The 25,342-nt window shown below is 63.0% G+C and carries 25 protein-coding genes; 17 read left to right on the plus strand and 8 right to left on the minus strand.

Features of this window, described 5'->3' with window-relative positions; all coding sequences use genetic code 11:
• The 7 genes from ACLEJR_RS25225 to ACLEJR_RS25255 form a co-directional block, all read left to right on the plus strand.
• Nucleotides 1-187, plus strand: a 187-nt coding sequence (locus ACLEJR_RS25225; protein ID WP_440817326.1) for an OprD family outer membrane porin, incomplete at its 5' end; no start/stop codon positions are given.
• Nucleotides 188-469: 282 nt separating this feature from the next.
• Complete coding sequence (locus ACLEJR_RS25230) at nt 470-1,291, plus strand: NAD-dependent epimerase/dehydratase family protein (RefSeq protein ID WP_440799141.1); 822 nt, start codon at nt 470-472, stop codon at nt 1,289-1,291.
• A gap of 44 nt (nt 1,292-1,335) precedes the next feature.
• Complete coding sequence (locus ACLEJR_RS25235) at nt 1,336-2,241, plus strand: SMP-30/gluconolactonase/LRE family protein (protein ID WP_440817328.1); 906 nt, start codon at nt 1,336-1,338, stop codon at nt 2,239-2,241.
• A gap of 56 nt (nt 2,242-2,297) precedes the next feature.
• Complete coding sequence (locus ACLEJR_RS25240) at nt 2,298-3,281, plus strand: TRAP transporter substrate-binding protein (RefSeq protein ID WP_440817330.1); 984 nt, start codon at nt 2,298-2,300, stop codon at nt 3,279-3,281.
• 75 nt (nt 3,282-3,356) lie between these two features.
• On the plus strand, nt 3,357-3,884 hold the full coding sequence (locus tag ACLEJR_RS25245) for a TRAP transporter small permease (protein ID WP_440799135.1): 528 nt from the start codon (nt 3,357-3,359) through the stop codon (nt 3,882-3,884).
• Nucleotides 3,884-5,164 (plus strand): TRAP transporter large permease, encoded by a 1,281-nt coding sequence (locus tag ACLEJR_RS25250; RefSeq protein ID WP_440817333.1) that lies wholly within the window; start codon nt 3,884-3,886, stop codon nt 5,162-5,164. The genes ACLEJR_RS25245 and ACLEJR_RS25250 overlap by 1 nt, the downstream gene beginning before the upstream one ends.
• Nucleotides 5,165-5,369: 205 nt before the next feature.
• A complete protein-coding gene (locus tag ACLEJR_RS25255; RefSeq protein ID WP_440817335.1) occupies nt 5,370-6,239 on the plus strand; it encodes an aldose 1-epimerase in 870 nt (289 codons plus the stop codon).
• A 154-nt stretch (nt 6,240-6,393) separates the two neighbouring features.
• Here the strand turns inward: ACLEJR_RS25255 and ACLEJR_RS25260 are convergent, their stop codons facing one another.
• Nucleotides 6,394-7,194, minus strand: a complete 801-nt coding sequence (locus tag ACLEJR_RS25260) for a sulfite exporter TauE/SafE family protein (protein ID WP_440799129.1) — start codon at nt 7,192-7,194, stop codon at nt 6,394-6,396.
• Nucleotides 7,195-7,330: 136 nt separating this feature from the next.
• On the opposite strand from ACLEJR_RS25260, the gene ACLEJR_RS25265 reads away from it, so the two are divergent.
• On the plus strand, nt 7,331-8,194 hold the full coding sequence (locus ACLEJR_RS25265) for an MBL fold metallo-hydrolase (protein ID WP_440817337.1): 864 nt from the start codon (nt 7,331-7,333) through the stop codon (nt 8,192-8,194).
• Nucleotides 8,195-8,337: 143 nt separating this feature from the next.
• Here ACLEJR_RS25265 and bkdR read toward each other — a convergent pair whose 3' ends face one another.
• The gene (gene bkdR / locus ACLEJR_RS25270) at nt 8,338-8,826 is read right to left on the minus strand and encodes a Bkd operon transcriptional regulator BkdR (protein WP_245139237.1); all 489 of its coding nucleotides are present in this window, start codon (nt 8,824-8,826) and stop codon (nt 8,338-8,340) included.
• A gap of 193 nt (nt 8,827-9,019) precedes the next feature.
• Between bkdR and ACLEJR_RS25275 the strand changes: the two genes are divergently transcribed.
• From ACLEJR_RS25275 to ACLEJR_RS25295, 5 genes are all read left to right on the plus strand, one after another.
• Complete coding sequence (locus ACLEJR_RS25275) at nt 9,020-10,255, plus strand: 3-methyl-2-oxobutanoate dehydrogenase (2-methylpropanoyl-transferring) subunit alpha (protein WP_440817339.1); 1,236 nt, start codon at nt 9,020-9,022, stop codon at nt 10,253-10,255.
• A gap of 1 nt (nt 10,256) precedes the next feature.
• Nucleotides 10,257-11,315, plus strand: coding sequence for an alpha-ketoacid dehydrogenase subunit beta (locus ACLEJR_RS25280; protein WP_440799123.1), 1,059 nt, complete (start codon nt 10,257-10,259; stop codon nt 11,313-11,315).
• The gene (locus ACLEJR_RS25285) at nt 11,316-12,581 is read left to right on the plus strand and encodes a dihydrolipoamide acetyltransferase family protein (RefSeq protein WP_440817343.1); all 1,266 of its coding nucleotides are present in this window, start codon (nt 11,316-11,318) and stop codon (nt 12,579-12,581) included. It abuts the gene before it with no gap.
• A 12-nt stretch (nt 12,582-12,593) separates the two neighbouring features.
• Nucleotides 12,594-13,979 carry a dihydrolipoyl dehydrogenase gene (gene lpdA, locus ACLEJR_RS25290; RefSeq protein WP_440799119.1) on the plus strand — a complete coding sequence of 462 codons (1,386 nt, stop codon included), beginning with the start codon at nt 12,594-12,596 and terminating at the stop codon, nt 13,977-13,979.
• Nucleotides 13,980-14,274: 295 nt separating this feature from the next.
• Nucleotides 14,275-15,294, plus strand: coding sequence for a branched-chain amino acid aminotransferase (locus ACLEJR_RS25295; RefSeq protein ID WP_440817346.1), 1,020 nt, complete (start codon nt 14,275-14,277; stop codon nt 15,292-15,294).
• Nucleotides 15,295-15,618: 324 nt separating this feature from the next.
• Here the strand turns inward: ACLEJR_RS25295 and ACLEJR_RS25300 are convergent, their stop codons facing one another.
• Nucleotides 15,619-16,380 (minus strand): ArsR/SmtB family transcription factor, encoded by a 762-nt coding sequence (locus ACLEJR_RS25300; RefSeq protein WP_440817348.1) that lies wholly within the window; start codon nt 16,378-16,380, stop codon nt 15,619-15,621.
• Nucleotides 16,381-16,468: 88 nt separating this feature from the next.
• The gene (locus ACLEJR_RS25305; RefSeq protein WP_440799113.1) at nt 16,469-16,810 is read right to left on the minus strand and encodes an FKBP-type peptidyl-prolyl cis-trans isomerase; all 342 of its coding nucleotides are present in this window, start codon (nt 16,808-16,810) and stop codon (nt 16,469-16,471) included.
• 176 nt (nt 16,811-16,986) lie between these two features.
• Here ACLEJR_RS25305 and ACLEJR_RS25310 point away from each other — a divergent pair, with 176 nt between their 5' ends.
• Together ACLEJR_RS25310 and ACLEJR_RS25315 are read left to right on the plus strand one after the other, a co-directional pair.
• Nucleotides 16,987-18,048, plus strand: coding sequence for a M4 family metallopeptidase (locus tag ACLEJR_RS25310; protein ID WP_440799111.1), 1,062 nt, complete (start codon nt 16,987-16,989; stop codon nt 18,046-18,048).
• Nucleotides 18,048-18,371, plus strand: coding sequence for a protealysin inhibitor emfourin (locus ACLEJR_RS25315; RefSeq protein ID WP_440799109.1), 324 nt, complete (start codon nt 18,048-18,050; stop codon nt 18,369-18,371). The genes ACLEJR_RS25310 and ACLEJR_RS25315 overlap by 1 nt, the downstream gene beginning before the upstream one ends.
• 3 nt (nt 18,372-18,374) lie before the next feature.
• Here ACLEJR_RS25315 and ACLEJR_RS25320 read toward each other — a convergent pair whose 3' ends face one another.
• Complete coding sequence (locus ACLEJR_RS25320) at nt 18,375-18,683, minus strand: RcnB family protein (protein ID WP_440799107.1); 309 nt, start codon at nt 18,681-18,683, stop codon at nt 18,375-18,377.
• 124 nt (nt 18,684-18,807) lie between these two features.
• Nucleotides 18,808-20,886, minus strand: a complete 2,079-nt coding sequence (locus tag ACLEJR_RS25325) for a putative bifunctional diguanylate cyclase/phosphodiesterase (protein WP_440799105.1) — start codon at nt 20,884-20,886, stop codon at nt 18,808-18,810.
• Nucleotides 20,887-21,219: 333 nt separating this feature from the next.
• Between ACLEJR_RS25325 and ACLEJR_RS25330 the strand changes: the two genes are divergently transcribed.
• Complete coding sequence (locus ACLEJR_RS25330) at nt 21,220-21,861, plus strand: DUF1345 domain-containing protein (RefSeq protein WP_440799103.1); 642 nt, start codon at nt 21,220-21,222, stop codon at nt 21,859-21,861.
• Between the two features lie 48 nt (nt 21,862-21,909).
• On the opposite strand, the gene ACLEJR_RS25335 is transcribed toward ACLEJR_RS25330, so the two are convergent.
• Together ACLEJR_RS25335 and ACLEJR_RS25340 are read right to left on the minus strand one after the other, a co-directional pair.
• Complete coding sequence (locus tag ACLEJR_RS25335; RefSeq protein ID WP_440817351.1) at nt 21,910-23,211, minus strand: ATP-binding protein; 1,302 nt, start codon at nt 23,209-23,211, stop codon at nt 21,910-21,912.
• A 4-nt stretch (nt 23,212-23,215) separates the two neighbouring features.
• Nucleotides 23,216-23,917, minus strand: a complete 702-nt coding sequence (locus ACLEJR_RS25340) for a response regulator (RefSeq protein ID WP_440799099.1) — start codon at nt 23,915-23,917, stop codon at nt 23,216-23,218.
• Between the two features lie 267 nt (nt 23,918-24,184).
• Between ACLEJR_RS25340 and ACLEJR_RS25345 the strand changes: the two genes are divergently transcribed.
• Nucleotides 24,185-25,336, plus strand: coding sequence for an efflux RND transporter periplasmic adaptor subunit (locus tag ACLEJR_RS25345; protein WP_440799097.1), 1,152 nt, complete (start codon nt 24,185-24,187; stop codon nt 25,334-25,336).
• Nucleotides 25,337-25,342 lie beyond the last annotated feature (6 nt).

Below are 25,342 nucleotides of genomic sequence, written 5' to 3' on the forward strand. Positions count from 1 at the left end.
GCACACCGCGACGGTCGACGATGGTAAGGAATGGGGGCGTGAAACCGAGCTGGCGTACACCGTGCAGAGCGGCGCGCTGAAAAGCCTCAATGTGAAATGGCGGAACTCGACGATGCGCCGGGATTTCAGCACCAACGAATTCGATGAGAACCGGATTTTCATCAGCTATCCGATTTCGTTGTTGTAAGCAGTCAATGTGGCGAGGGAGCTTGCTCCCGCTGGACTGCGAAGCAGGACTATACGGTTGCGGGACAGGAAGCAGGGCGTCTGCTTCGCAGCCGAGCGGGAGCAAGCTCCCTCGCCACAAGAGCGGTTGACCATGGCATCGACACCATAACGGCAGGACGCCGGCCCAGAGCGCTTCGTCGATGAAACGTTGACAAGGTAGCGTAAGGATAAGGATATTTCGCCACGGTCGTACGACAACCTATAACAACAGATACCTCTCACCGTTTGCTCAGGTAATTTCATGACCACGACACCGATCCGCCATCCCCTCAATCGCCTGCTGCTGACCGGTGCCGCCGGCGGCCTCGGCAAAGTCCTGCGCGAGCGCCTCAAGCCTTTCGCCCGCCACATTCGCCTGTCGGACATCGTCACCATGGCCCCGGCCATCGATGAAAGCGAAGAGGTGGTGCTTTGCGACCTGTCCGATAAACAGGCCGTGCATCAACTGGTGGAAGGCGTCGACGCGATCCTGCATTTTGGCGGCGTCTCGGTTGAACGACCGTTCGAGGAGATTCTGGGGGCCAACATCAGCGGCGTGTTCCATATTTATGAAGCGGCCCGCAAACACGGCGTCAAGCGAGTGATCTTCGCCAGCTCCAACCACGTCATCGGCTTCTACAAGCAGGACGAAACCCTCGATGCCCTCTCCCCGCGTCGTCCGGATGGCTACTACGGCCTGTCCAAGTCCTATGGCGAAGACGTGGCAAGTTTCTACTTCGACCGCTACGGCATCGAGACCGTAAGCATCCGCATCGGCTCTTCATTCCCCGAGCCGCAGAACCGTCGGATGATGAGCACCTGGCTGAGCTTCGACGACCTGACCCAGCTGATCGAATGCTCGCTCTATACCCCGAACGTCGGTCACACCATCGTCTACGGCGTTTCTGCCAACCGCGACGTCTGGTGGGACAACAGCCACGCCGCACACCTGGGTTACCAACCCAAGGACACCTCCGAGATTTTCCGCGCCAAGGTCGAAGCGCAACCGATGCCGGCCGCCGATGACCCGGCCCGGATCTACCAGGGCGGTGCCTTCGTGGCCGCCGGCCCGTTCGACGACTGATTCGCCTGTCACTCATGGGACACGAAACGAACCAAGGAATCGCCATGCAAGCCGAATTGATTGTCGATGCACGTAACGCCGTCGGGGAGAGCCCGGTCTGGGTCCCCGAGGAAAACGCCCTGTACTGGGTGGACATTCCCAGCGGCGGCCTGCAGTGCTGGAACGCCGGCACCGGCCAGCTCAAGGGCTGGGAAGCACCCGAGATGCTCGCCTGCATTGCGCGGCACCAGGACGGTGGCTGGATCGCCGGCATGGAAAGCGGTTTCTTTCGCCTGCACCCCAACGATGACGGTAGCCTGGACAGCGAGCTCTGCGCCGGTGTCGAGCACAGCCGCAGCGACATGCGCCTCAACGATGGCCGCTGCGACCGCCAGGGACGTTTCTGGGCCGGCAGCATGGTGCTGAACATGGGTGCCAACGCCGACGAGGGCCGGATGTACCGCTTCGAGGCCGGGCAACGCGGCCCGGTGCAAACGCAGTTGAGCGGCTTCATCGTGCCCAACGGCCTGGGCTTCAGCCCAGACGGGCGGACCATGTACCTCTCTGATTCCCATCCATTGGTGCAACAGATCTGGGCTTTCGATTACGACATCGACAGCGGCACCCCGAGCAATCGCCGGTTGTTCGTCGACATGCTGCCCCTGGCCGGGCGCCCGGATGGCGCGGCGGTCGATGCCGAGGGTTGCTACTGGATCTGCGCCAACGATGCCGGGCTCATCCACCGCTTCACCCCGGAAGGCAGGCTCGATCGTTCGCTGGCGGTGCCGGTGAAGAAGCCAACGATGTGCGCCTTTGGCGACAGTGGCCTGGACACGTTGTTCGTCACCTCGATTCGCCCCGGCGACGACACCGATCCGCAATCGCTGGCCGGTGGCGTTTTCGCCCTCAATCCCGGGGTCAAGGGCCTCGCCGAACCCGCGTTTGGAGGACCGAAGCACTCCGCGAACTGATCAGCAATGCCGCTTCACTGGATGACCCATAAAAAAAACAAGACTGGAGATTGACCATGAATTTCAAACGCACGCTTCTGATCGCAGCCCTGCCCCTGGCCTTCCTGCCCCTGGCCTTCCTGGCCCAGGCGGCGCACGCCCTGGAAATCAAGTTCGCCGACATCCACCCCGCCGGTTACCCCACCGTGGTCGCCGAGGAAAACATGGGCAAGGCCCTGACCAAGGAAACCAACGGCGAACTGACTTTCAAGTATTTCCCTGGCGGTGTGCTGGGTTCGGAAAAGGAAGTCGTCGAGCAGGCCCAGGTCGGCGCCATCCAGATGACCCGCGTCAGCCTCGGCATCGTCGGCCCGGTGGTGCCGGACGTGAATGTGTTCAACATGCCGTTCATCTTCCGTGACACGCAGCACATGCGTAACGTGATCGATGGTCCTGTCGGCGATGAGATCCTCGATCGCATCACCAACTCTGAGTTCGGCCTGGTGGCCCTGGCCTGGATGGACGGCGGCACGCGCAACCTCTATACCAAGAAACCGGTGCGCAAGCTCGAAGACCTCAAGGGCATGAAGATCCGCGTGCAGGGCAACCCGATGTTCATCGAGACCATCAACGCCATGGGCGGCAACGGCATCGCCATGGACACCGGCGAGATCTTCAGCGCCCTGCAGACCGGCGTGATCGACGGCGCGGAAAACAACCCGCCGACCATGCTCGAACACAACCACTACCAGAACGCCAAGTTCTACAGCCTGACCGGTCACCTGATCCTGCCCGAACCGATCGTGATGTCGAAAATCACCTGGGAAAAACTTACCCCGGCCCAACAGGAGATGGTGAGGAAAGCCGCCAAGGCCGCCCAGCTCGATGAGCGCGCGCTGTGGGACAAGAAGTCGGCCGCCAGTGAAGAGAAACTCAAGGCCGCCGGTGTCGAGTTCATCACCGTCGACAAGAAACCGTTCTACGACGCCACCGCACAAGTACGAGCCAAATACGGCGCACCTTATGCCGACCTGATCAAGAAAATCGAAGCCGTCCAGTAACGCCCTCGCTCTGTACTCCTGAAAAGGCCCGGCGCGCCTGATGCCCAAGGCGCGCCCGGTTCACGGTGGAACCCGATGAAGAATCTGCTGCTGCGTATCAACGATAAGATCTACATGACCTGCATCTGGGTCGCCGGCCTTGCCGTCCTGGCGATTTCCCTGATGATTCCCTGGGGCGTGTTCGCCCGCTACGTACTGGGTTCCGGCTCGAGCTGGCCCGAGCCCACCGCGATTCTGTTGATGATGGTGTTCACCTTCATTGGCGCGGCAGCCAGCTACCGCGCCGGCGCGCACATGGCCGTGGCGATGCTGACCGACCGCATGCCGCCGCACCTGAAGGCCGTCGCGTCGATCTTCTCTCAGCTGTTGATGGCGATGATCTGCATTTTCATGACCATCTGGGGCGCCAAACTGTGCATGTCGACCTGGAACCAGTTCATGAGCGCCCTGCCCGATCTGCGCGTGGGCGTCACTTATCTGCCGATTCCCGTGGGCGGCCTGCTGACGCTGATTTTTGTCCTGGAAAAACTCCTGCTCGGTGACCAGAGCAAGCGTCGGGTCGTGCAGTTCGACCTGGTCGAAGAAAACGAAGGTGCCGCTTAATGGACGCTCTGATTCTGCTGGGCAGTTTTATCGTATTGATCCTGATCGGCATGCCGGTCGCCTACGCCCTCGGCGCCGCCGCGCTGATCGGTGCGTGGTGGATCGACATCCCGTTCCAGGCCGTGATGATCCAGGTCGCGGGGGGCGTGAACAAATTCTCGTTGCTGGCGATCCCGTTCTTCGTGCTGGCCGGCGCGATCATGGCCGAGGGCGGCATGTCCCGCCGACTGGTGGCGTGTGCCGGTGTGCTGGTGGGTTTCGTGCGCGGTGGCCTATCGCTGGTCAACATCGTGGCCTCGACCTTCTTCGGCGCAATCTCCGGCTCTTCCGTGGCCGACACCGCTTCGGTGGGTTCGGTGCTGATTCCGGAAATGGAGCGCAAGGGCTATCCACGGGAATTCTCCACCGCCGTGACCGTCAGCGGTTCGGTGCAAGCGTTGCTGACCCCGCCAAGCCATAACTCGGTGCTCTACTCCCTGGCCGCCGGCGGCACGGTTTCGATTGCCTCGCTGTTCATGGCGGGTATCGTCCCGGGCCTGCTGATGAGCGCGTGCCTGATGGTGCTGTGCCTGATCTTCGCGAAGAAGCGCGACTATCCAAAGGGCGACGTCATCCCGATGCGCGAAGCGCTGAAGATCGTCGGCGAAGCCCTGTGGGGCCTGATGGCGATGGTGATCATCCTCGGCGGGATCCTGTCGGGCATCTTCACCGCCACTGAATCGGCGGCCATCGCGGTGCTGTGGTCGTTCTTCGTGACCATGTTCATCTACCGCGACTACAAGTGGCGTGAACTGCCGAAGCTGATGCACCGCACGGTTCGCACCATCTCCATTGTGATGATCCTGATCGGCTTCGCCGCCAGTTTCGGCTACATCATGACGCTGATGCAGATCCCGGCGAAGATCACCACGATGTTCCTGACCCTGTCGGACAACCGCTACGTGATCCTGATGTGCATCAACGTGATGTTGCTGCTGCTGGGCACCGTGATGGACATGGCGCCGCTGATCCTGATCCTGACGCCGATCCTGATGCCGGTGATCATGGGCATCGGCGTGGATCCGGTGCAGTTCGGCATGATCATGCTGGTCAACCTGGGGATCGGTCTGATAACGCCGCCCGTGGGCGCGGTGCTGTTCGTCGGCTCGGCGGTGGGCAAGGTCAGCATCGAAAGCACCGTCAAGGCGCTGCTGCCGTTCTACGCGGTGCTGTTCCTGGTGCTGCTGCTCGTCACCTATGTGCCGGCCCTGTCGCTGTGGTTGCCGCATTTGGTGTTGTAACCCTGGTCATTCGCAAACCCCTTGCATGGTTTGTGATTTTTTAGCTTCTGTGGCGAGGGAGCTTGCTCCCGCTGGACTGCGCAGCAGACCCCTACGGTATTCAACCAGGGCGTCCGCTGCGCAGCCGAGCGGGAGCAAGCTCCCTCGCCACAAACGCATTTGCACAAGACCGTCCTAACTATTTGACTCCGGCAGACAAGGCTCCATGACCCCACCTCTTCTGCACCTCGAAGACGAACTGACCCGTCTCACCCTCGCCCCTCACTTGGGCGCCAGCTTCGTCGAATGGACCCTGCGCAGCAACGGTGCGCCGCTGCTACGCCCGCCGGCACCGCAGGCCGTGGAGAACGGCCTGCCCGGCAAGCTCGGTTGTTTCCCGTTGATCCCCTGGTCGAACCGGATCGCCCAGGGCGGTTTCGATTGCCCGTCGGGCTGGCTGGCCCTGGAAGCCAACAGCCCCAACGATCCATTCCCGATCCACGGCAGCGCCTGGCAACAGCCGTGGCAGGTGACCGAGCAGAGCGCCCGGGAAGTGCTGTTGCAACTCGACAGCCGACACCCCTTCGCCTACTGCGCCAGCCTGCGGATCCGCTTGAACGGGGGCCAGTTGCAAGTCGCAATGCTCGTCACTCACATCGCCGAACAGGCGGCGTGGCATGGGCTCGGTTTGCATCCGTACTTCCCGCGCACCGCCGGCACGCGCCTGCAAACCCGCGCCAGTGAGGTGTGGTTGTGCGATGCCACGAAGTTGCCGACCGAGCGGGTGGACGTTCCGCCGCAATGGGATTTCCAGCAATTGCGATTGCTGCCGGACAGCCTGGTCGACAATGGTTTCGGCGGTTGGGATGGACAATGCCTGATCCAGCAACCGGACCTGGGTTACGAACTGGAATGCCGGGCCAGCGGCAGCGATTATTTCCTGCTGTACTGCCCCGTGGGCCTGGACTTTTTCTGCATCGAACCGGTCAGCCATCCGGTCAACGCCCACCACCTGCCAGGGCAACCGGGGTTGCGCCTGCTGGAGCAAGGCCAGTCGGTGGCGTTGGGGTTCTCCATGCGGTGTCGGTTGCTGTAGCACCCAGTCCCCGGACCAGACAAGCCCTCCCGTGGCGAGGGAGCTTGCTCCCGCTGGACTGCGAAGCAGGCCCATACGGTTTTGATCCACGGCGTCTGCTTCGCAGCCGAGCGGGAGCAAGCTCCCTCGCCACAACGATTGCGTCCGACTGGAATTACGCCCGCACCACCATGAACACCGCCACCACCAGGCACACCCCGGCAAACCCCACCTGCAACGCACGGGCCGGGACTCTGGCGGATAATCGCCGGCCCAACACCATCCCGACAATGCTCGCCGCGATGAACACTGCTCCCACCCGGTCGATGCTCACCCCGGCATGAAACGCGCCCACCACGCCGATCACTGAAATCAGGCTGATGACCATCAACGACGTGGCGACGATCCCGCGCATCTGCACATCCGTCAGTTGCTTGAAGGCCGGCACGATCAGGAAGCCGCCGCCCACGCCCAGCAGCCCCGAAACCAGGCCGGTCACCGCGCCCAGTGCCGACAGGGTCGCGGTACAGCGCGGGGTCCAGGCCAGGCGCCCGGTCTTGTGGTCGAGCATGCAGTTTTTCTGCCCCCAACTGGCGGCACCGTGGTCGCTGGGCCCCGGCTGCTTGGGTTCGCGGCGCAGCATGCGCGCCGCCACCAGTACCATCAGCAGGCTGAACAGGATCATCAGGATCTTTTCCGAAAGCTGATGGGCCGCATAAATGCCCAGCGGCGAAAACACCGCGCCGAGCAGCGCGATCAGCAACGCCGCGCGGTAACGCACCAGGCCATGGCGCAGTCCGTCGATAGCGCCCACCGCCGCCGCACTGCCTACCGCGAACAATGCCACCGGCGCGGCCTGGGTCATGCTCCAGCCCAGGCCCAGCACCAGTGCCGGCACGGCCAAAATCCCGCCGCCCGCCCCCGTCAGGCCAAGGATCAGGCCCATGACCACACCAAAAAGACTCGCCAGCAACATAAGGTTCTCTCAAGCCGCGCACACCTGTTGGCAGGTGCGATCGCATTTGCAGGACGCCTTGGCCCTCACTAAGCTGCGGACCATATGTTGTAACCCGCCAGGGTGCAACCGGTTCCTCCCGCACAGGTTCGTTGGCATGCCCGCGCAGATTCAAAGCTTTCTCGACCCCTCCTCCAAGACCTACACCTACGTCGTCTACGAACAGGATGGAGGACAATGTGCGGTGGTCGACCCGGTGCTCGACTACGACCCGGCCTCGGGGCGCAGCAGCACCACCCAGGCCGACCGCATCATCGCGTTCGTTGCCGAACACCGGTTGACCGTGCAATGGCTGTTGGAGACCCACGCCCACGCCGATCACTTGTCCGCCGCGCCGTATCTGCGTCGCGCCTTGGGCGGCAAGATCGCCATCGGCCGGGCCATCGATCAGGTCCAGCGGGTCTTCAAGACGTTGTTCAACCTTGAGCCGCAGTTCGCCGTGGATGGCTCACAGTTCGATCACCTGTTCGCCGCCGACGAATCTTTCTGCATTGGTAACCTGAAGGCCACCGCGCTGCATGTACCCGGCCACACCCCGGCGGACATGGCCTACCTGATCGACGGCGAGGTGATTCTGGTGGGCGACACGTTGTTCATGCCGGACGTCGGCACGGCCCGTTGCGACTTCCCCGGCGGCGACGCCCGACAACTCTACGCGTCGATCCGCAAGCTGCTGGCCTTCCCCGCTGGCGTGCGGCTCTATGTATGCCACGACTATCCGCCAGAGCATCGCGAGCCCCAGTGCATGAGCAGCGTGGGTGAGCAGCGCCAGCACAATATCCATGTTCGCGACGGCATCGACGAAGCCACGTTCGTGGCCATGCGTACCCAACGGGATTCGACGCTGGGCATGCCGACGCTGTTGTTGCCTGCGGTGCAGGTGAACGTGCGGGCGGGGAATCTGCCGCCGGCTGAAGATAATGGTGTGACGTACCTGAAGATTCCGATCAATCAGCTCTAAGAAGCTCAGAAACTCACCACAGGACACCCTGTGGGAGCGAGCTTGCTCGCGATGGCAATTGGGCTGCTTGCATTGATGTTGAATGTGCCGGCCTCATCGCGAGCAAGCTCGCTCCCACAGGGGAATGTGATTATCCGTGAACCTCAGGCGCCCAGCGTCAACCCATTCGCCGGCAACGGCAACGCCGTCTTGTAGCGCACCTGCTTGAGGGCAAAGCTGGAACGGATGTTCGCCACGCCGGGGACCTTGGTCAAAAAATCCATCATGAACCGCTCCAGGGACTGGATCGTCGGCACCAACACCCGGATCAGGTAGTCCGGATCTCCCGCCATCAAGTAGCACTCCATGACTTCCGGCCGGTCGGAGATCGCTTCTTCGAAGTGCTGCAACGCCTCTTCCACCTGTTTCTCCAGGCTGACGTGAATGAACACGTTCACGTGCAACCCCAGCAGGTCGGCATCGAGCAAAGTGACCTGCTCGCGAATTACCCCCAGTTCCTCCATGGCCCGGACCCGGTTGAAGCACGGTGTTGGCGACAGGTTCACCGAGCGGGCGAGATCGGCGTTGGTGATGCGGGCATTTTCCTGGAGGCTGTTGAGAATGCCGATGTCGGTGCGATCCAATTTGCGCATGAGACAGATATTCCTGATTTTTATCGTTGTGCAGATTTTTTATCTGCAAATAACCGGAACAGCAAGCCAACAGAGAAAAATATTCTTCTACGCCGAGCCTATGATTGTTGTAGGACAATTTCCCACTTACCCAGGGGACTTGTCAGCTAGCGCGCCCACTACAAGAAATTCACAAGATCGAGCGTAGAAAGCCATGAACCCAGCGTATGAACCGCTACGCCTGCACGTCCCGGAACCCTCCGGCCGTCCCGGCTGCAAGACCGACTTCTCCTACCTGCATCTGAGCGACGCCGGTACGGTGCGCAAACCTGCCGTCGACGTAGAACCGGCCGACACCATCGACCTGGCCCGCAGCCTGATCCGCGTGCTCGACGACCAAGGCAATGCCCTGGGCGAATGGGCCGATGACATCCCCGTCGAGATCCTGCGCAAAGGCATGCGCGCCATGCTCAAGACACGGATCTACGACAACCGCATGGTGGTCGCCCAGCGGCAGAAGAAGATGTCGTTCTACATGCAGAGCCTCGGCGAGGAAGCCATCGGCAGCGCCCAGGCCCTGGCGTTGAACATCGACGACATGTGCTTTCCCACCTACCGCCAGCAAAGCATCCTGATGGCCCGCGACGTCCCGCTGGTCGACCTGATCTGCCAGTTGCTGTCCAACGAGCGCGATCCGCTCAAGGGCCGGCAGTTGCCGATCATGTACTCGGTCAAAGACGCCGGTTTCTTCACCATTTCCGGCAACCTGGCCACGCAATTCATCCAGGGCGTGGGCTGGGGCATGGCTTCGGCGATCAAGGGCGATACCAAGATCGCCTCGGCCTGGATCGGCGACGGCGCCACCGCCGAATCGGACTTCCACACCGCCCTGACCTTCGCCCACGTCTACCGGGCGCCGGTGATTCTCAACGTGGTCAACAACCAGTGGGCGATCTCCACCTTCCAGGCCATTGCCGGCGGTGAAGCCACCACCTTCGCCGGACGCGGCGTCGGCTGCGGCATCGCTTCGCTGCGGGTCGATGGCAACGACTTCATGGCGGTCTACGCGGCTTCGCGCTGGGCCGCCGAGCGCGCCCGGCGCAACTTCGGCCCGGCGCTGATCGAATGGGTCACCTACCGCGCCGGCCCGCACTCGACCTCCGACGATCCGTCCAAGTACCGCCCCGCCGATGACTGGAGCCACTTCCCGCTGGGCGATCCGATTGCCCGCCTCAAGCAGCACATGATCCGTATCGGCCAGTGGTCGGAGGAAGAACATGCCGCCGTCACCGCCGAGCTCGAAGCCGAGGTGATCGCCGCGCAGAAGGAAGCCGAGCAGTACGGCACCCTCGCCGGCGGGCAGATTCCAAGCGCCGCGACCATGTTCGAAGACGTCTACAAAGAGATGCCGGAGCACTTGAAGCGCCAGCGTCAGCAGTTGGGGATCTGACATGAACGATCACAACAACAATATTGCGCTGGACACCGCCATGACCACTACCACCATGACCATGATCCAGGCCCTGCGCTCGGCGATGGACGTGATGCTCGAACGCGACGACAACGTCGTGGTGTTCGGCCAGGACGTGGGTTACTTCGGCGGCGTGTTCCGCTGCACCGAAGGCCTGCAGAACAAATACGGCACCTCACGGGTGTTCGACGCACCGATTTCCGAAAGCGGCATCGTCGGCGTTGCGGTGGGCATGGGCGCCTATGGCTTGCGTCCGGTGGCCGAGATCCAGTTCGCTGACTACGTCTACCCGGCCTCGGACCAGATCATCTCCGAAGCGGCGCGCCTGCGCTATCGCTCGGCCGGCGAGTTCACCGCACCGATGACCCTGCGCATGCCCTGCGGCGGCGGGATCTATGGCGGCCAGACCCACAGCCAGAGTATCGAGGCGATGTTCACCCAGGTCTGCGGCCTGCGCACGGTGATGCCATCGAACCCCTACGACGCCAAGGGCCTGCTGATCGCCTCCATCGAGAACGATGACCCGGTGATCTTCCTCGAACCCAAGCGCCTGTATAACGGCCCGTTCGACGGCCACCACGACCGCCCGGTAACGCCGTGGTCCAAGCACCCGTCGGCCCAGGTTCCGGACGGCTACTACACGGTGCCGCTGGACGTGGCCGCCATCACCCGTCCCGGTAAGGACGTGACCATCCTCACCTACGGCACCACTGTGTATGTGTCCCAGGTCGCGGCCGAGGAAAGCGGCGTCGATGCCGAAGTCATCGACCTGCGCAGCCTGTGGCCGCTGGACCTGGACACCATCGTCAAGTCAGTGAAAAAGACCGGCCGCTGCGTGATCGTCCACGAAGCCACCCGCACCTGCGGTTTCGGCGCCGAGCTGGTGTCGCTGGTGCAAGAACACTGCTTCCACCACCTGGAAGCGCCTATCGAGCGCGTCACTGGTTGGGACACTCCCTACCCGCATGCGCAGGAGTGGGCGTATTTCCCAGGGCCGTCCCGTGTGGGCGCGGCGTTGAAACGGGTCATGGAGGTCTGAATGGGCACGCACGTTATCAAGATGCCGGACATCGGCGAAGGCATCGCGGAAGTCGAGCTGTCGGTGTGGCACGTCAAGGTCGGCGACATGGTCGTCGAGGACCAGGTGCTGGCCGATGTCATGACGGACAAGGCGATGGTGGATATTCCCTCGCCAGTCCACGGTCGAGTCATCGCCCTGGGTGGCGAGCCGGGCGAAGTCATGGCGGTGGGCAGCGAACTGATCCGCATCGAAGTCGAAGGCGCGGGCAACCTGAAGGAGTCGGCACAGCCGACTGCACCTGCCCAGCCTGCAAAACCGGCGCCGGTGGCCGCGCCTGAACCGGTCGTGGAAAAAACCGCCGCGCCGCGTCCAGCCCCAGCCCCACAGGCGCCGGTAGCCCGCGCACCCGACGAGCGTCCGCTGGCCTCCCCGGCCGTACGCAAGCATGCCTTGGACCTCGGCATTCAGTTGCGTCTGGTCCAGGGCACCGGCCCGGCCGGACGGGTGTTGCACGAAGACCTGGAAGCTTATCTGGCCCAGGGCTCGTCGCCCCAGGCCAAGGGCGGCTCAAGCTACGCCGAACGCCACGACGAAGAGCAGATCCCGGTGATCGGCATGCGCCGCAAGATCGCCCAGCGCATGCAGGAAGCGACTCAGCGCGCGGCGCATTTCAGCTACGTCGAGGAAATCGACGTCACTGCATTGGAAGAATTGCGGGTCCATCTGAATGAAAAACATGGCGCCTCTCGCGGCAAGCTGACCCTGTTGCCGTTCCTGGTGCGGGCGCTGGTGGTGGCCCTGCGCGACTTCCCGCAGATGAACGCCCGCTATGACGACGAAGCCCAGGTCATCCACCGCTCGGGAGCGGTGCATGTGGGCGTCGCCACCCAGAGCGACGTCGGCCTGATGGTGCCGGTGATGCGTCACGCCGAGGCCCGTAGCCTGTGGGACAGCGCGACAGAAATCTCTCGTTTGGCAACCGCTGCCCGTAATGGCAAGGCCAGCCGCGATGAACTGTCCGGCTCGACCATCACTCTGACCAGCCTCGGCGCGCTGGGCGGCATCGTCAGCACGCCGGTGCTGAACCTGCCGGAAGTGGCAATCGTCGGCGTCAACAAGATCGTCGAGCGGCCGGTGGTGATCAAAGGCCAGATCGTCGTGCGCAAGATGATGAACCTCTCCAGCTCCTTCGATCACCGGGTGGTCGATGGCATGGACGCGGCGCAATTCATCCAGGCCCTGCGCGGCTTGCTCGAACAACCCGCCACCTTGTTCGTCGACTAATTGGGAGCAGGCATGCAACAGACTCTGAACACCACGCTGCTGATCATCGGCGGCGGCCCCGGCGGCTACGTGGCGGCGATTCGCGCCGGTCAACTGGGCATTGCGACCATCCTGGTAGAAGGCCAGGCGCTGGGCGGGACCTGCCTGAACATCGGCTGCATTCCGTCCAAGGCCTTGATCCATGTGGCCGAGCAGTTCCATCAGACCCGGCACCACAGCCAGGGCTCGGCCCTGGGCATCACGGTGTCGGCGCCAAGCCTGGACATCGGCAAGAGCGTGGAATGGAAGGACGGCATCGTGGACCGCCTGACCACCGGCGTCGCGGCGCTGCTGAAGAAACACAAGGTCCAGGTCATCCATGGCTGGGCCAAGGTGGTCGACGGCAAGACCGTGGAAGTCGGCGACACCCGCATCCAGTGCGAGCACTTGCTGCTGGCCACCGGCTCGAAAAGCGTCGACCTGCCAATGCTGCCGATTGGCGGGCCGATCATTTCGTCCACTGAAGCCCTCGCCCCGACCTCGGTGCCCAAGCACCTGGTGGTGGTCGGCGGCGGCTATATCGGCCTGGAGCTGGGCATCGCTTATCGCAAGCTCGGCGCCGAGGTCAGCGTGGTCGAAGCCCAGGAGCGGATCCTGCCGGCCTACGACGGCGAGCTGACGCAACCCGTGCACGAAGCGCTCAAACAATTGGGCGTCAAGCTGTACCTCAAGCACAGCGTCGAGGGTTTCGATGCCCAGGCGAGCACCTTGCAAGTGCGCGATCCAAATGGCGACACGCTCAACCTGGACACCGACCGCGTGCTGGTGGCGGTCGGACGCAAGCCCAATACCCAGGGCTGGAACCTCGAAGCGCTGGACCTGGCGATGAACGGTCCGGCGGTGAAAATCGATGATCGCTGCCAGACCAGCATGCGCAACGTCTGGGCCATCGGTGACCTGAGCGGCGAGCCGATGCTTGCCCATCGGGCCATGGCCCAGGGCGAGATGGTCGCCGAGCTGATCGCCGGTCAGCACCGAGAGTTCAACCCTGCGGCCATTGCAGCGGTGTGCTTCACCGATCCGGAGCTGGTGGTGGTCGGCAAGACCCCGGACGAAGCCAAGGCGGCCGGGCTGGACTGCATCGTGTCCAGCTTCCCGTTCGCGGCCAATGGCCGGGCGATGACGCTGGAATCGAAAAGCGGTTTCGTGCGGGTCGTGGCGCGCCGGGACAACCACCTGATCGTCGGTTGGCAGGCGGTCGGTGTCGGCGTCTCGGAGCTGTCCACCGCGTTCGGCCAGTCCCTGGAAATGGGCGCCCGGCTGGAAGACATCGCCGGCACCATCCACGCCCACCCGACACTGGGTGAGGCGGTGCAGGAAGCGGCGTTGCGTGCGCTGGGGCATGCGTTGCATGTGTGATTGCATCTCTCTGGATGTGTGATCGCATTGCTCTGTGGCGAGGGAGCGTGCTCCCGCTGGGCCGCGAAGCGGCCCCAAATCCTGCAATCAGGCTCTACCCAAAGATTGCAATTGCGAGTGCTTCGCACTCGAGCGGGAGCAAGCTCCCTCGCCACGGGTGCGCGGCGCCGGAAAAATCACCGGGCGCCCGTCATGCGGGCTGCGAAACACCTCTGGAATGAAGTATTGTTGTCCCCATCCAAAAACGTCAGAAGCCTTGAACCGTTTCGACGGTCGTTAAGCAATAGAGGGTGTCATGGGTAACGAGAGCATCAATTGGGACAAACTGGGCTTTGACTACATCAAGACCGACAAGCGCTACCTGTCGCACTGGCGCGATGGCGCCTGGGACGCCGGCACCCTGACCGACGACAATGTGCTGCACATCAGCGAAGGCTCCACGGCCCTGCACTACGGCCAGCAATGCTTCGAAGGCCTGAAGGCCTACCGTTGCAAGGACGGTTCGATCAACCTGTTCCGCCCGGACCAGAACGCCGCCCGCATGCAACGCAGCTGCGCCCGGCTGCTGATGCCATTCGTCGAGACCGAGCAGTTCGTCGAGGCCTGCAAGCAAGTGGTCCGCGCCAACGAGCGCTTCATCCCGCCCTACGGCACCGGCGGCGCGCTGTACCTGCGTCCGTTCGTGATAGGCGTGGGTGACAACATCGGCGTGCGCACCGCGCCCGAGTTCATCTTCTCGATCTTCTGCATTCCGGTCGGCGCCTACTTCAAGGGCGGCCTGACCCCGCACAACTTCCTGATTTCCAGCTTCGACCGTGCCGCCCCGCAGGGCACCGGCGCGGCCAAGGTCGGTGGCAACTACGCCGCCAGCCTGATGCCGGGTTCCCAAGCCAAGAAGGCGAGCTTCGCCGATTGCATCTACCTCGACCCGCTGACCCATTCGAAGATCGAAGAAGTCGGCTCGGCGAACTTCTTCGGCATCACCCACGACAACAAATTCGTCACCCCCAACTCCCCTTCGGTCCTGCCGGGCATCACCCGCCTGTCGCTGATCGAACTGGCGAAATCGCGCCTGGGCCTGGAAGTGGTCGAAGGCGACGTGTTCATCGACAAGCTGTCGGACTTCAAGGAAGCCGGCGCCTGCGGTACCGCCGCTGTGATCACGCCAATCGGTGGGATCAACTACAAGGACAAGCTGCACGTCTTCCACAGCGAAACCGAAGTCGGCCCGATCACCCAGAAGCTCTACAAGGAGCTGACCGGTGTGCAGACCGGCGATGTGGAAGCGCCAGCGGGTTGGATCGTCAAGGTTTGATCCAAGCCCGTCTATAGCGCCATGAAGCTTTTTGTGGCGAGGGAGCTTGCTCCCGCTCGACTGCGCAGCAGTCGCAACCCGGTCAACACGATAGAACGCAATGATCGCATTGCCTGGTTTGGGGCTGCTTCGCAGCCCAGCGGGAGCAAGCTCCCTCGCCACATTAATGTGCGCAATCCGTCAGAATCCCCCGCCGTAAGCCCCACCATGAAAACCGGTTGCCATCGCGAGCAGGCTCGCTCCCACGGCAGAGTTGCGCTGAACACTGAATCGGCAGCCAACCAGTCATCATGTGGGAGCGAGCCCGCTCGCGATGGCGGCAGTTCAGTTGGCGATGGTGTTGGATGGACTGACGCCGTCGCGGGCAAGCGCGGCAGCCACCGGCGTATGAGGGGCTGCGCTTATACCAAACCACGCGGCCAGCTCCTTGCGTCCGACAGCCGTCAAGCCCAACGCCCGGCTGTCCAGGTCCTGGAGCACCCATTGACGCTTGATCGCCACTTGCAACAACGCCGCGCCCAAGGAGCCGCCCAGGTGCGGTCGGCGCATGCTCCAGTCCAGGCATGGGCAGGCGAACCGGCGTCGTTGGGCGGCCAGGATCTGCACGTCGATGCCCAGCCTCACGAACAACGCCTCGCCCGCTTCGCTCGGCCGATAGCCCCGCCCTTCTTCCTCCACCAGCCACCCCGCTTCGATCATGCGATCATGCAGGCGCACCGCCAGGGTGCCGGCCATGTGGTCGTAGCAGGTGCGGGCAAACTGCAGGCGATCCGGGGTGCGTGGAGTGAAGGTCGGCGCGGCGTTCTGGCCGATGACCATCAAGGCTTCCAACGCCTGTGCCACCTGCGGGCTCGCCAGGCTGTAATAGCGATGCCGACCCTGGACATGCAGCCGTACCAGGGCCAATTCCTTGAGCTTGGCCAGATGGGCGCTGGCGGTAGAGGCACTGACCTCGGCGATACTCGCCAGCTCCGTACTGGTCCGGGCGTGGCCGTCCATCAATGAGCAGAGCATCCGGGTGCGAGCCGGCTCGGCAATGGCCGCGGCCACTTGGGACACGCCCAGGTCATGTTGTTCTGCGTCCACGGTTCGCTCCCGACGAATCAAGCCCTGCATCGAATGCAGAGCGTAGCAATACTTTCTTCCTCATGGACAAAGCTGCACCGCATGCCGCTCAATCATCACGAGTCAGCACTTCAAGCAGTTCGATTTCAAAGATCAGATTGGCATTGGGCTTGATATGCGCGCCCATGGATCGCTCACCGTAGGCCAAGTGAGCCGGCACCAGCAGCTTGCGCTTGCCACCGACCCGCATGCCCATCAGCCCGATGTCCCAACCCTTGATCACGCGACCGGTGCCGATCACACACTGGAAGGGTTTGCCGCGACTGTAGGACGAGTCGAATTCAGTCCCGTCTTCAAGGGTGCCACGATATTGAGTGGTGATCAGCGCACCTTTGACTACGCTTTTACCGTCGCCCTGTTCCAGGTCGATGATTTGCAGTTCTTCGTTCATGGGGCATTTCCTTGTGGTCCAGGCGCGGGGTTTTCGCAGAATTGCGAGCGTCTGGCAATCCTTCAGCAAAGGGATCGGTCCCGCCTTGTTGCGAGGCGTCTTTGCAGGATGGAACCGGCGCGAGCGTTTCGGTTCACATGGGTATAGTCCCCAGCCGTTCAGATAAGGATTTTCTGATGTTCGACTCTCGCCCGCTCCCAGGTTTCATCCCGCCTTATATCCTCAACCGAATCATCGCCCACGGCTCCGAACAACAGCGTTCCAGCGCACTCGGCACCCTGACCCATGTGCGCAGCCTGCGGCACAATCCCGGTCCGCCCGACAACGTACCTGCCGCCGCCAGACTGCCCAAGCGCGGCAAGGCCGGACATCCGCAACGCAGCGTGCATGACGCGCAGAACACCATGGAGCTGCCCGGCCAGCCGATACGCGTGGAGGGCCAGTCGGCCAGCGGCGACCCGGCCGTGGACGAAGCCTACGATGCCCTTGGCGCCACCTATGATTTTTTCTGGAAAGTCCTGGGACGCGACTCCATCGACAATAAAGGCCTGGCTCTGGTGGGCAGCGTGCATTATGGCCAGGGTTATGAAAACGCCTTCTGGAACGGCGCGCAGATGGTGTTCGGCGACGGCGATGGAGAAATCTTCCAGCGCTTCACCCGCTCCCTGGATGTGGTGGCCCACGAATTGGCCCATGGCGTGACCGAAAGCGAAGCCGGGCTGGTCTACGCCAACCAGTCCGGCGCGTTGAACGAATCCATCTCCGATGTGTTCGGCGTGCTGGTCAAGCAGTTCGTGCTCGAGCAGACCGCCGACCAGGCCGACTGGCTGATCGGCGCCGACCTGCTCACGGACAAGATCAAGGGCGATGGCCTGCGCAGCATGTCCAACCCCGGCACGGCCTACGATGACCCGCTGCTGGGCAAGGACCCGCAACCGGCGCACATGCGCGAATTCGTCATCACCCGCGAAGACAATGGCGGTGTGCACATCAACTCCGGGATCCCCAACCGAGCCTTTTATCTGGTCGCCACCACGCTGGGCGGATTTGCCTGGGAAAAGGCCGGACGGATCTGGTATGAAACCTTGTGCGACCGCAGATTGGCCAACGACGCGTCCTTCAGTGATTTCGCCCGCCTGACGGTCGAGCATGCCCGCCATCGCTTTGGAACGCCAGAGGTGCAAGCGGTGCAAGGTGCCTGGAGCAAAGTGGGCGTCGACCTGACACAGGAGAGCTGATGAAAACCCTTCCAGACCTCGACGACAACGCCGTGGTACGCCTGTCACGCCAGGGCGGCGTGGCAGCCATCCACGCCCTGACCCGCCCCCGGGAAATCGAATTCGCCCAGTGCGATATCACGCAGCGCTCGCGGATCTGTTCAGTGCTGGAAGGTTGCCTGCCGTTGGCCTCGGCCCCCTCGGGTCGAGGCGACCAGCGATTCTTCCGGATCGAAGTACGCTACCGCGCCAACGATCAGGATGACGAAATGGTGCTGCAGGTGCCCGAGGACCAGGCACCTGGCGAACTGGTTCATCTGTGGGACAAAGGTGAAGTGCTCTGAAGCTCAGCGCGTCGCAGGGGTGATTTTGAGGATCCGGCCGGAAGCGATCACCACCATCACGTATTTGTCATGGATCTGCACCCACTGCGACCCCTCATCCGGTGCTTCGAGGCCCTTTTCCTTCCAGTTCTTGATCGCTTTGTCCGCGCGCTGATATTCGGCTGGCGTACGGTCAGCTTCGACCAGCCGGCGACCATTGTTGGGCGAGTGCTCCACCGCATCGCCGGTGGCTTGAGCTGCCTGCGCCACAGGGCCGAGGGCGACGAGACCGGCAGTCAGGAACAGGCTGGCGATCAGGGTTGGTTTGCGCATGGGAAGACTCCAGTTATTCAAGGTACTGAAGTTGGGACTTCGGCGGCGGCGAAACATTCCTTTTAGTGTCTGGGCAATGCATCAGTGTTTACTGGACCCCTGCACTCCCTGTGCATCGCCACCCTCAAGCCATCTCCACCCGATGAGCCTTGCGAATATTGTGCAGAAAGCCCTCGGCGGGCAGCGGATGGCCCAACAGATAGCCTTGCAACGAATCGCAGCCCAACTGCGTCAGGAAGCTCTGTTGCACATTGGTTTCCACCCCTTCGGCGACGATCCGCAGGCCCAAGGCCTGGCCGAGGGCGACGATGGCCGACACGATGGCCGCGTCATCGCTGTCATGCTCCAGGTCTCGGACGAAACCACGGTCAATCTTCAGCTCATTGGCCGGCAGGCGCTTGAGGTACATCAGGCTTGAGTAGCCGGTACCGAAGTCGTCGATGGACAGGTCCACGCCCATGTCCGACAGTTGCTGCAATACGTTCATGCTCGCATCGGCATCGCTCATGGCGGTGGTTTCGGTGATTTCCAGGGTCAGGCTGTTGGGAGGCAGACGGTGGGTCTCCAGCGCCCTGGCCACGCTCTGCACCAGCCCCGCGTGGCAGAACTGCAACGCCGACAGGTTCACCGCGATGCGCCAGTCGGTATAGCCGAGCACATACCACTCGCGCATCTGGCGGCAGGCTTCGTTCAGCACCCATTCGCCGATGGGGATGATCAGGCCGGTCTTCTCCGCCAGGTCAATGAAGGTGTCGGGCATCAGCAGGCCCTGGGTCGGATGGGTCCAGCGCAACAGGGCTTCGGCGCCGACCGGACGGCCTTTGGCGGCATCGAACTTGGGTTGGTAGTGCAGGCTGAATTGCCGCTGCTCGACGGCGATGCGCAGGTCTTGCAGCAGTTGCAGTTGCTTACGGGCATTGTTGTTCATCGACACATCGAAGAACCGGTGGCCGTTCTTGCCCGCGCCTTTGGCGTGGTACATCGCCGCGTCCGCGTTCATCAGCAGTTCTTCGGCACTGTGACCGTTGCCCGGGTACAGCGAGATGCCGATGCTGGCGGAGATCTGCAAGTCATGCTCGGCCACCCGGAACGTACGGGCGATCAGGCTGACCTGCCGCGCGGCCAGCCGCAAGGCGTCGTCGGGCTCGGCCAGTTGCACCAACAGCACGAATTCATCGCCGCCGATCCGTGCCAGGGTGTCCTGGCTGCGCAGGTCTTCGCGCAGGCGCAGGGCCACGTCGCGCAGCAACAGATCGCCCATGTGGTGACCGAAGGCATCGTTGACCGGCTTGAAACCGTCCAGGTCGATGAACATCAATGCAAAGCAACCGCCCTGCTCCTGCACCCGGTGCATGGCCTGGCCGATACGGTCAGCCAGCAGCACGCGGTTGGGCAAACCTGTGAGGGGATCGTGCAGGGCCAGTTGGGTCAGCTCACGGTTGGCCAGGGTCAGGGATTGGGCCAGCTCGGCGGTACGGGCTTCCAGGCGCGCATCGAGGATCGACGTCAGCAAGGCAATCGCCAGCACCGCCAGGGTGGTGATCAACACCAGATTGTCCAGGCCCTTGCCGCTCAAGCCGTCCAGCGCGCCGCAGAAACTACCGTCCCGGAACTGCGCCCCGGCCATCCCGGTGTAATGCATGCCGACAATTGCGATGCCCATGAGCACCGCAGCCCCGGCGCGGGCGAGTCGCACGTGGGGCGTGTTCTGTCGCAGGCGAAAGGCGATCCATAACGCCGCCGCGCTGGCTGCGACAGCAATCACCAGCGAGGCGCCGAACAGGGTCGGGTCGTAATCGATGCCCGGCTGCATCTGCAACGCTGCCATGCCGGTGTAGTGCATGGCGCTGATGCCGGCGCCCATGATCAACGCGCCAAAGGCCAACTGCCAGGCCGGGAGCTTCGGCTGGCTGACCAGCCACAGGGCAAAGCCGCAGGAAAGCACGGCGATCAGCAAGGACAGTGCGGTGATGGAAATGTCGTAGCCCAACTCCACTGGCAAAGTGAACGCCAGCATGCCGATGAAATGCATGGACCAGACGCCCACCCCCATTGCCAACGCCCCGCCGGCCATCCACCAATGCGCGGCTCGTCCCTGGGCCGTGGCGATACGTCCGGCCAGGTCCAGCGCCGTGTAGGACGCCAGCACAGCAACGAACAGGGAAATGGAAACAAGGGCGGGGGAATAACTGCCGATGAGCATGGAATTTTTCTCGTAACTGAAAAGCCGAACTGCTTCCATGCCCGGCTGAGGGCCGGCGATTGTACTGAATCGTGTCATGGAATCACGGGGTAAATGTCAAAAAGCCATCAAAGCGCGAATATTTACGACGAAAGACACTTTTGCGTCCTTGCAGAAGCCGGCTTGCATGCCCATGGGCCCCCAATACCTTTGGGGGAGCGAGCCTGCTCGCGATTGCGGTGGACCCGCCATGAAGATCTCCGCACTTGCAGCTGTTCGGCTACTATCTGGCGATCGCGCCCGGCAGGATCTCCCCATGCCGGCTCCAACCACCGCCCTGGCTGACTAATCCCGATGCCCTTGCTCACCCGCACCCATCCGCGCCTGTCCATCGCCACGGTTCTCGGCCTGGCAGTCGGTGTCCTGGCTCCGGCAGATTCCATCCTCAGTAAAATCCTTATCGGCTGGAACGTCGGGGTCTGGAGTTACCTGGCACTGATGTTCTGGCTGACCGTGCGGGCCAAGGCACCCGATGTCAGGCGCATCGCCGAAATCGAAGATGAGAACGCCGGGCTGGTACTGCTGACCGTCTGCATCGCGGCGTTGGCCAGCCTGGCGACGATCACTTTCGAACTGGCCGGCAGTCGCGACCTGGATGCCAGCGCCAGATTGCTGCATTACGGCTTCACGGCCATGACTGTCATCGGCTCATGGCTGCTGATCGGGGTGATCTTCAGCGTCCATTACGCGAAGCTGTATTACACCTGGAACGGCAAGGAACCGGCGCTGCGCTTTGCCGAAGGGCTGAGCAGCCCCAACTATTGGGACTTCCTGTATTTCTCGTTCACCATCGGCGTCGCAGTACAGACCTCCGACGTGGGGGTCGCGACACGGCAGTTGCGCAAGATCGTGCTGGCGCAATCATTGATCGGGTTTGTGTTCAACACGGCGATCCTAGGGTTTTCGATCAATATTGCGGCAGGGTTGTTTGGGTGACGGAGGCCGACTCTCGGCCCCGCGGGAGCGAGCCCCCTCGCCACAAGGTCAAAAGCGAGTGGGCAGCCACAGCCTGAAACGGGCGCCGCCCAGTGGCGAGGTTTCAGCAGTCAGTGTGCCGCCTTGGGCCTCCAGGGCGCGACGGCTGATTGCCAGGCCGAGGCCGAAGCCACCGGTGGCGCGGTCGCGGCTGCGGTCCAGACGGTAGAACGGCTCGAACACCCGTTCGCGCTCGTCGTCGGGGATGCCGATACCGTCATCGTCGACCCAGATTTCACAGCCCTGGTCGCTGACCAGCACCCCTACCTGGATCCGTTTCTCGCAATAGCGCATGGCATTGCGCAACAGGTTCTGCAAGGCCCGGGCGGTCAGACGCGGGTCCAGCACGAAACGCTCCAGCGTGCCATGCAGCAACACATCGATCACTACGTCCGGCGCCGCCAGGTCCTCGTCGACGCTGCCCAGGATGCTGTCGATGAATTCGTCCAGCGCCACATCGACCCGCTCGGGCAGCCGCTCAGGGTTCTGCAGACGGCTGTAGGACAACAATTCCAGCACCAGCTCATCCAGCTCGCGGATGTGCGCGACCAAGCCTTGCAGGCGCTCCCGGCTGGCCGGCGGCAACTCATCGGACAGTGCCAGCGCCAGGCCGAAGTCGAGCCGGGTCAGGGGCGTGCGCAGCTCGTGGGACACCGCGTTGAGCAGGTCCCGTTGCTGGTTGAGCAGCTTCTCGATGTCTCCGGCCATGGTATCGAACACGTGGGCCAGACTGCCGATATTCGAACTGGAGGCGATGTGCGTGCGCTCGCTCAAATGCCCTTTACCGAAGCGCTCGGCAGTACGCCTGAGCCGCTCCAGATCGCGCCAGTGCGGCCGCAGCCACAGCAGCAGGCAGGCCAGCATCGTCGCGCCGATCAGCACGTTGATGCTCCAGTACAACCAGTTGACGTCGGTCGGATCTGGCGGAACGATCATCTTGACCGCCGTCTGACCGTCCAACGGCGAAACTGCCAGGGTTCGCCAGGCCCAGTCGCCGAGGCGCACCACGTTCTCGCCACGCTTGAGACGCGCCTGCTCATTGGCCGTGAAGCCTTGATCGTCGATGGGCGCCAGCTCGATGCGCAGTGGCTCGAAGTCCTTGTCCATCTGCGCCGCCAACGCCGGCCACTGTTCGCTGGGCACAGCGTGGAACTGCTTGACCAACAAGGTTTGCAAGCCACGGGAATAATCGAGGTTGTAGGTTACAAAACGGTCCTGGAACAGGCGGATCACCAGCTCCGGCATCAAATACATCGCCGCGCTGTAGGAGACGATAGTGACCAGGTAAAGTCGGATCAGCAGCTTCCACATCTGCTCAGCATTCCCACTCGGAACGACTGAAAAGATAGCCTTTGCCCCAGACGGTCTTGATCTTGCGCGCTTCGTCGGCGTTGTCGTCGAACTTGCGCCGCAACTTGGAAATCGCCACGTCCACCGAGCGGTCAGTGCCGTTGAACTCGATGCCGCGCAGACGTTGCAGGATCTGGTCGCGGCTCAGCACCTCGCCGGCATGGCGGGCCAGCACCACCAACAGGTTGTACTCGCCACTGGACAGGTCCACCGCTTGCCCGCGCCAGGTCACGGTGCGCTCGGACAAATCGATGCACAGGTTGCCAATCAATATGCGGTCGCTGGCCGTCTGCGGCTCGGTGAGGCTGCTGCGTCGCAACAAGGTCCGCACCCGCGCCAGCAAGACGCGAGGCTCGCAGGGCTTGGTGACATAGTCGTCGGCGCCCATTTCCAGACCGAGCACCTGGTCGTGGCTGTCGTCCCGGGCGGTGAGCATCAGGATCGGCAGCGTCGCCGAATCGGCCCGCAGCAACCGGCAGACCTGCAGGCCGTCCAGGCCCGGCAGCATCAAGTCGAGGATGACCAGGTCCGGCGGATCGACCCGGGCCCGCTCGCGCACCTGATCGCCACGGCTGAGCACGCTGACCTGATAGCCGTTGCGCTCCAGGTAACTGGCGATCAGTTCGCAGAGGGCGGGGTCGTCTTCGACCAGGAGGATGTTGGGCATAGGTGTTTCCAGAAAGTACGGTGGCGCCAGAGATACCGCTATCGCGAGCAGGCTCGCTCCCACATTTGATCTGCGTACGACTTGTGGGAGCGAGCCTGCTCGCGATGAGGCGCTACCCGGCGCAGAAGTCTCAAGCTGCCAAGGATATACGCCCCCACCCGCCCCCGAGCAAACCCCTTACACAATTTCACATACCCCCTACAAAGCTTTACCGATCCCCCCGCCCCGCCCCCGTAGCATGGCACGGTTCATTATTGGGGAAGCACCATGCCAAAGAACCCTTTCGCCACCCTGGGCCTGTTGCTCGGCGCCCTGCTGCTGAGCGGCTGCGATGGCCCGTCGGCTCCAGAGGACGCCGCGCCACTGGCGACTGTGGCGGTCGAGACCATCGAGGCCCGACCACTGTCCATCAGCAGCGAACTGAGCGGGCGCATCGCCGCGCCGCGGATCGCCGAGGTGCGCGCACGGGTGCCCGGCGTGGTCTTGCAGCGCGTCTTTCGCGAAGGCAGCGATGTGAAGAAAGGCGACGTGCTGTTCCGCATCGACCCGGCGCCGCTCAAGGCTGACCTGGGCAGCGCCGAAGCCGCGCTGCGCAAGGCCGAGGCCAATGCGTTCCAGGCCCGCTTGCAGGAACAGCGCTACGCGCGCTTGACCGAAGACAACGCCATCAGCGCCCAGGACTACGACAATGCCCGCGCCGCAGCACGCCAGACCGCCGCTGACGTCGCAGCCAACAAGGCCGCCGTGGAGCGGGCGCGGCTGAACCTGGGCTATGCCACGGTGACCGCGCCGATTGCCGGGCGCATCGGCCGCGCCCTGGTGACTGAAGGCGCTCTGGTAGGGCAGAACGAAACCACGCCACTGGCGCTGATCCAGCAATTGGACCCGATCCACGCCGACCTCACCCAATCGACCCGTGAGCTCAACGAACTGCGTCGGGCCCTGCGCTCCGGCCAGTTGCAACAGGTCGGCCAGGGCCAGGCCAAGGCGACGCTGATTCAGGATGACGGCAGCCTCTATCCGCTGCCGGGCAAGCTGCTGTTCACCGACATCAGCGTCGATCCGGGCACCGGCCAGATCACCCTGCGCAGCGAATTTCCCAACCCGGATCTGGATTTGCTGCCGGGCAGTTTCGTGCGTGTACGCCTGGAGCAGGCCGTAGACCGCCAAGGCATCAGCGTGCCGCAACGGGCCATCCAGCGCGACAGCGCGGGCATCGCCCAAGTGTTGCTGGTAGACGCCCAGCAACAAATCAGCCTGCAAGCGGTGGAACTGGGCCCCGTGCATGACGACCGCTGGATCGTCACTCACGGCCTCAAGCCCGGTGACCGCATCGTCGTAGAAGGTCTGCAACACGCCCGTCCCGGTGAAAAAGTCCGGATCGACGACGCTCCACTCGCCCAGGCACCGGCCCAGTAACCAGGA

Source organism: Pseudomonas sp. SMN5, from assembly GCF_052041925.1.
Taxonomy (GTDB): Bacteria; Pseudomonadota; Gammaproteobacteria; order Pseudomonadales; family Pseudomonadaceae; genus Aquipseudomonas.

Excerpts from the sequence above, each read along its gene's own strand:
- ACLEJR_RS25340 (WP_440799099.1), bottom strand. The coding sequence starts at position 23,917 with ATGCCCAACATCCTCCTGGTCGAAGACGACCCCGCCCTCTGCGAACTG.
- ACLEJR_RS25250 (WP_440817333.1), top strand. The coding sequence starts at position 3,884 with ATGGACGCTCTGATTCTGCTGGGCAGTTTTATCGTATTGATCCTGATC.
- ACLEJR_RS25295 (WP_440817346.1), top strand. The coding sequence starts at position 14,275 with ATGGGTAACGAGAGCATCAATTGGGACAAACTGGGCTTTGACTACATC.
- ACLEJR_RS25330 (WP_440799103.1), top strand. The coding sequence starts at position 21,220 with ATGCCCTTGCTCACCCGCACCCATCCGCGCCTGTCCATCGCCACGGTT.
- ACLEJR_RS25275 (WP_440817339.1), top strand. The coding sequence starts at position 9,020 with ATGAACCCAGCGTATGAACCGCTACGCCTGCACGTCCCGGAACCCTCC.
- bkdR (WP_245139237.1), bottom strand. The coding sequence starts at position 8,826 with ATGCGCAAATTGGATCGCACCGACATCGGCATTCTCAACAGCCTCCAG.
- ACLEJR_RS25230 (WP_440799141.1), top strand. The coding sequence starts at position 470 with ATGACCACGACACCGATCCGCCATCCCCTCAATCGCCTGCTGCTGACC.
- ACLEJR_RS25280 (WP_440799123.1), top strand. The coding sequence starts at position 10,257 with ATGAACGATCACAACAACAATATTGCGCTGGACACCGCCATGACCACT.
- lpdA (WP_440799119.1), top strand. The coding sequence starts at position 12,594 with ATGCAACAGACTCTGAACACCACGCTGCTGATCATCGGCGGCGGCCCC.
- ACLEJR_RS25240 (WP_440817330.1), top strand. The coding sequence starts at position 2,298 with ATGAATTTCAAACGCACGCTTCTGATCGCAGCCCTGCCCCTGGCCTTC.
- ACLEJR_RS25305 (WP_440799113.1), bottom strand. The coding sequence starts at position 16,810 with ATGAACGAAGAACTGCAAATCATCGACCTGGAACAGGGCGACGGTAAA.
- ACLEJR_RS25325 (WP_440799105.1), bottom strand. The coding sequence starts at position 20,886 with ATGCTCATCGGCAGTTATTCCCCCGCCCTTGTTTCCATTTCCCTGTTC.
- ACLEJR_RS25345 (WP_440799097.1), top strand. The coding sequence starts at position 24,185 with ATGCCAAAGAACCCTTTCGCCACCCTGGGCCTGTTGCTCGGCGCCCTG.
- ACLEJR_RS25245 (WP_440799135.1), top strand. The coding sequence starts at position 3,357 with ATGAAGAATCTGCTGCTGCGTATCAACGATAAGATCTACATGACCTGC.
- ACLEJR_RS25310 (WP_440799111.1), top strand. The coding sequence starts at position 16,987 with ATGTTCGACTCTCGCCCGCTCCCAGGTTTCATCCCGCCTTATATCCTC.
- ACLEJR_RS25320 (WP_440799107.1), bottom strand. The coding sequence starts at position 18,683 with ATGCGCAAACCAACCCTGATCGCCAGCCTGTTCCTGACTGCCGGTCTC.
- ACLEJR_RS25260 (WP_440799129.1), bottom strand. The coding sequence starts at position 7,194 with ATGTTGCTGGCGAGTCTTTTTGGTGTGGTCATGGGCCTGATCCTTGGC.
- ACLEJR_RS25235 (WP_440817328.1), top strand. The coding sequence starts at position 1,336 with ATGCAAGCCGAATTGATTGTCGATGCACGTAACGCCGTCGGGGAGAGC.
- ACLEJR_RS25265 (WP_440817337.1), top strand. The coding sequence starts at position 7,331 with ATGCCCGCGCAGATTCAAAGCTTTCTCGACCCCTCCTCCAAGACCTAC.
- ACLEJR_RS25335 (WP_440817351.1), bottom strand. The coding sequence starts at position 23,211 with ATGTGGAAGCTGCTGATCCGACTTTACCTGGTCACTATCGTCTCCTAC.
- ACLEJR_RS25315 (WP_440799109.1), top strand. The coding sequence starts at position 18,048 with ATGAAAACCCTTCCAGACCTCGACGACAACGCCGTGGTACGCCTGTCA.
- ACLEJR_RS25255 (WP_440817335.1), top strand. The coding sequence starts at position 5,370 with ATGACCCCACCTCTTCTGCACCTCGAAGACGAACTGACCCGTCTCACC.
- ACLEJR_RS25285 (WP_440817343.1), top strand. The coding sequence starts at position 11,316 with ATGGGCACGCACGTTATCAAGATGCCGGACATCGGCGAAGGCATCGCG.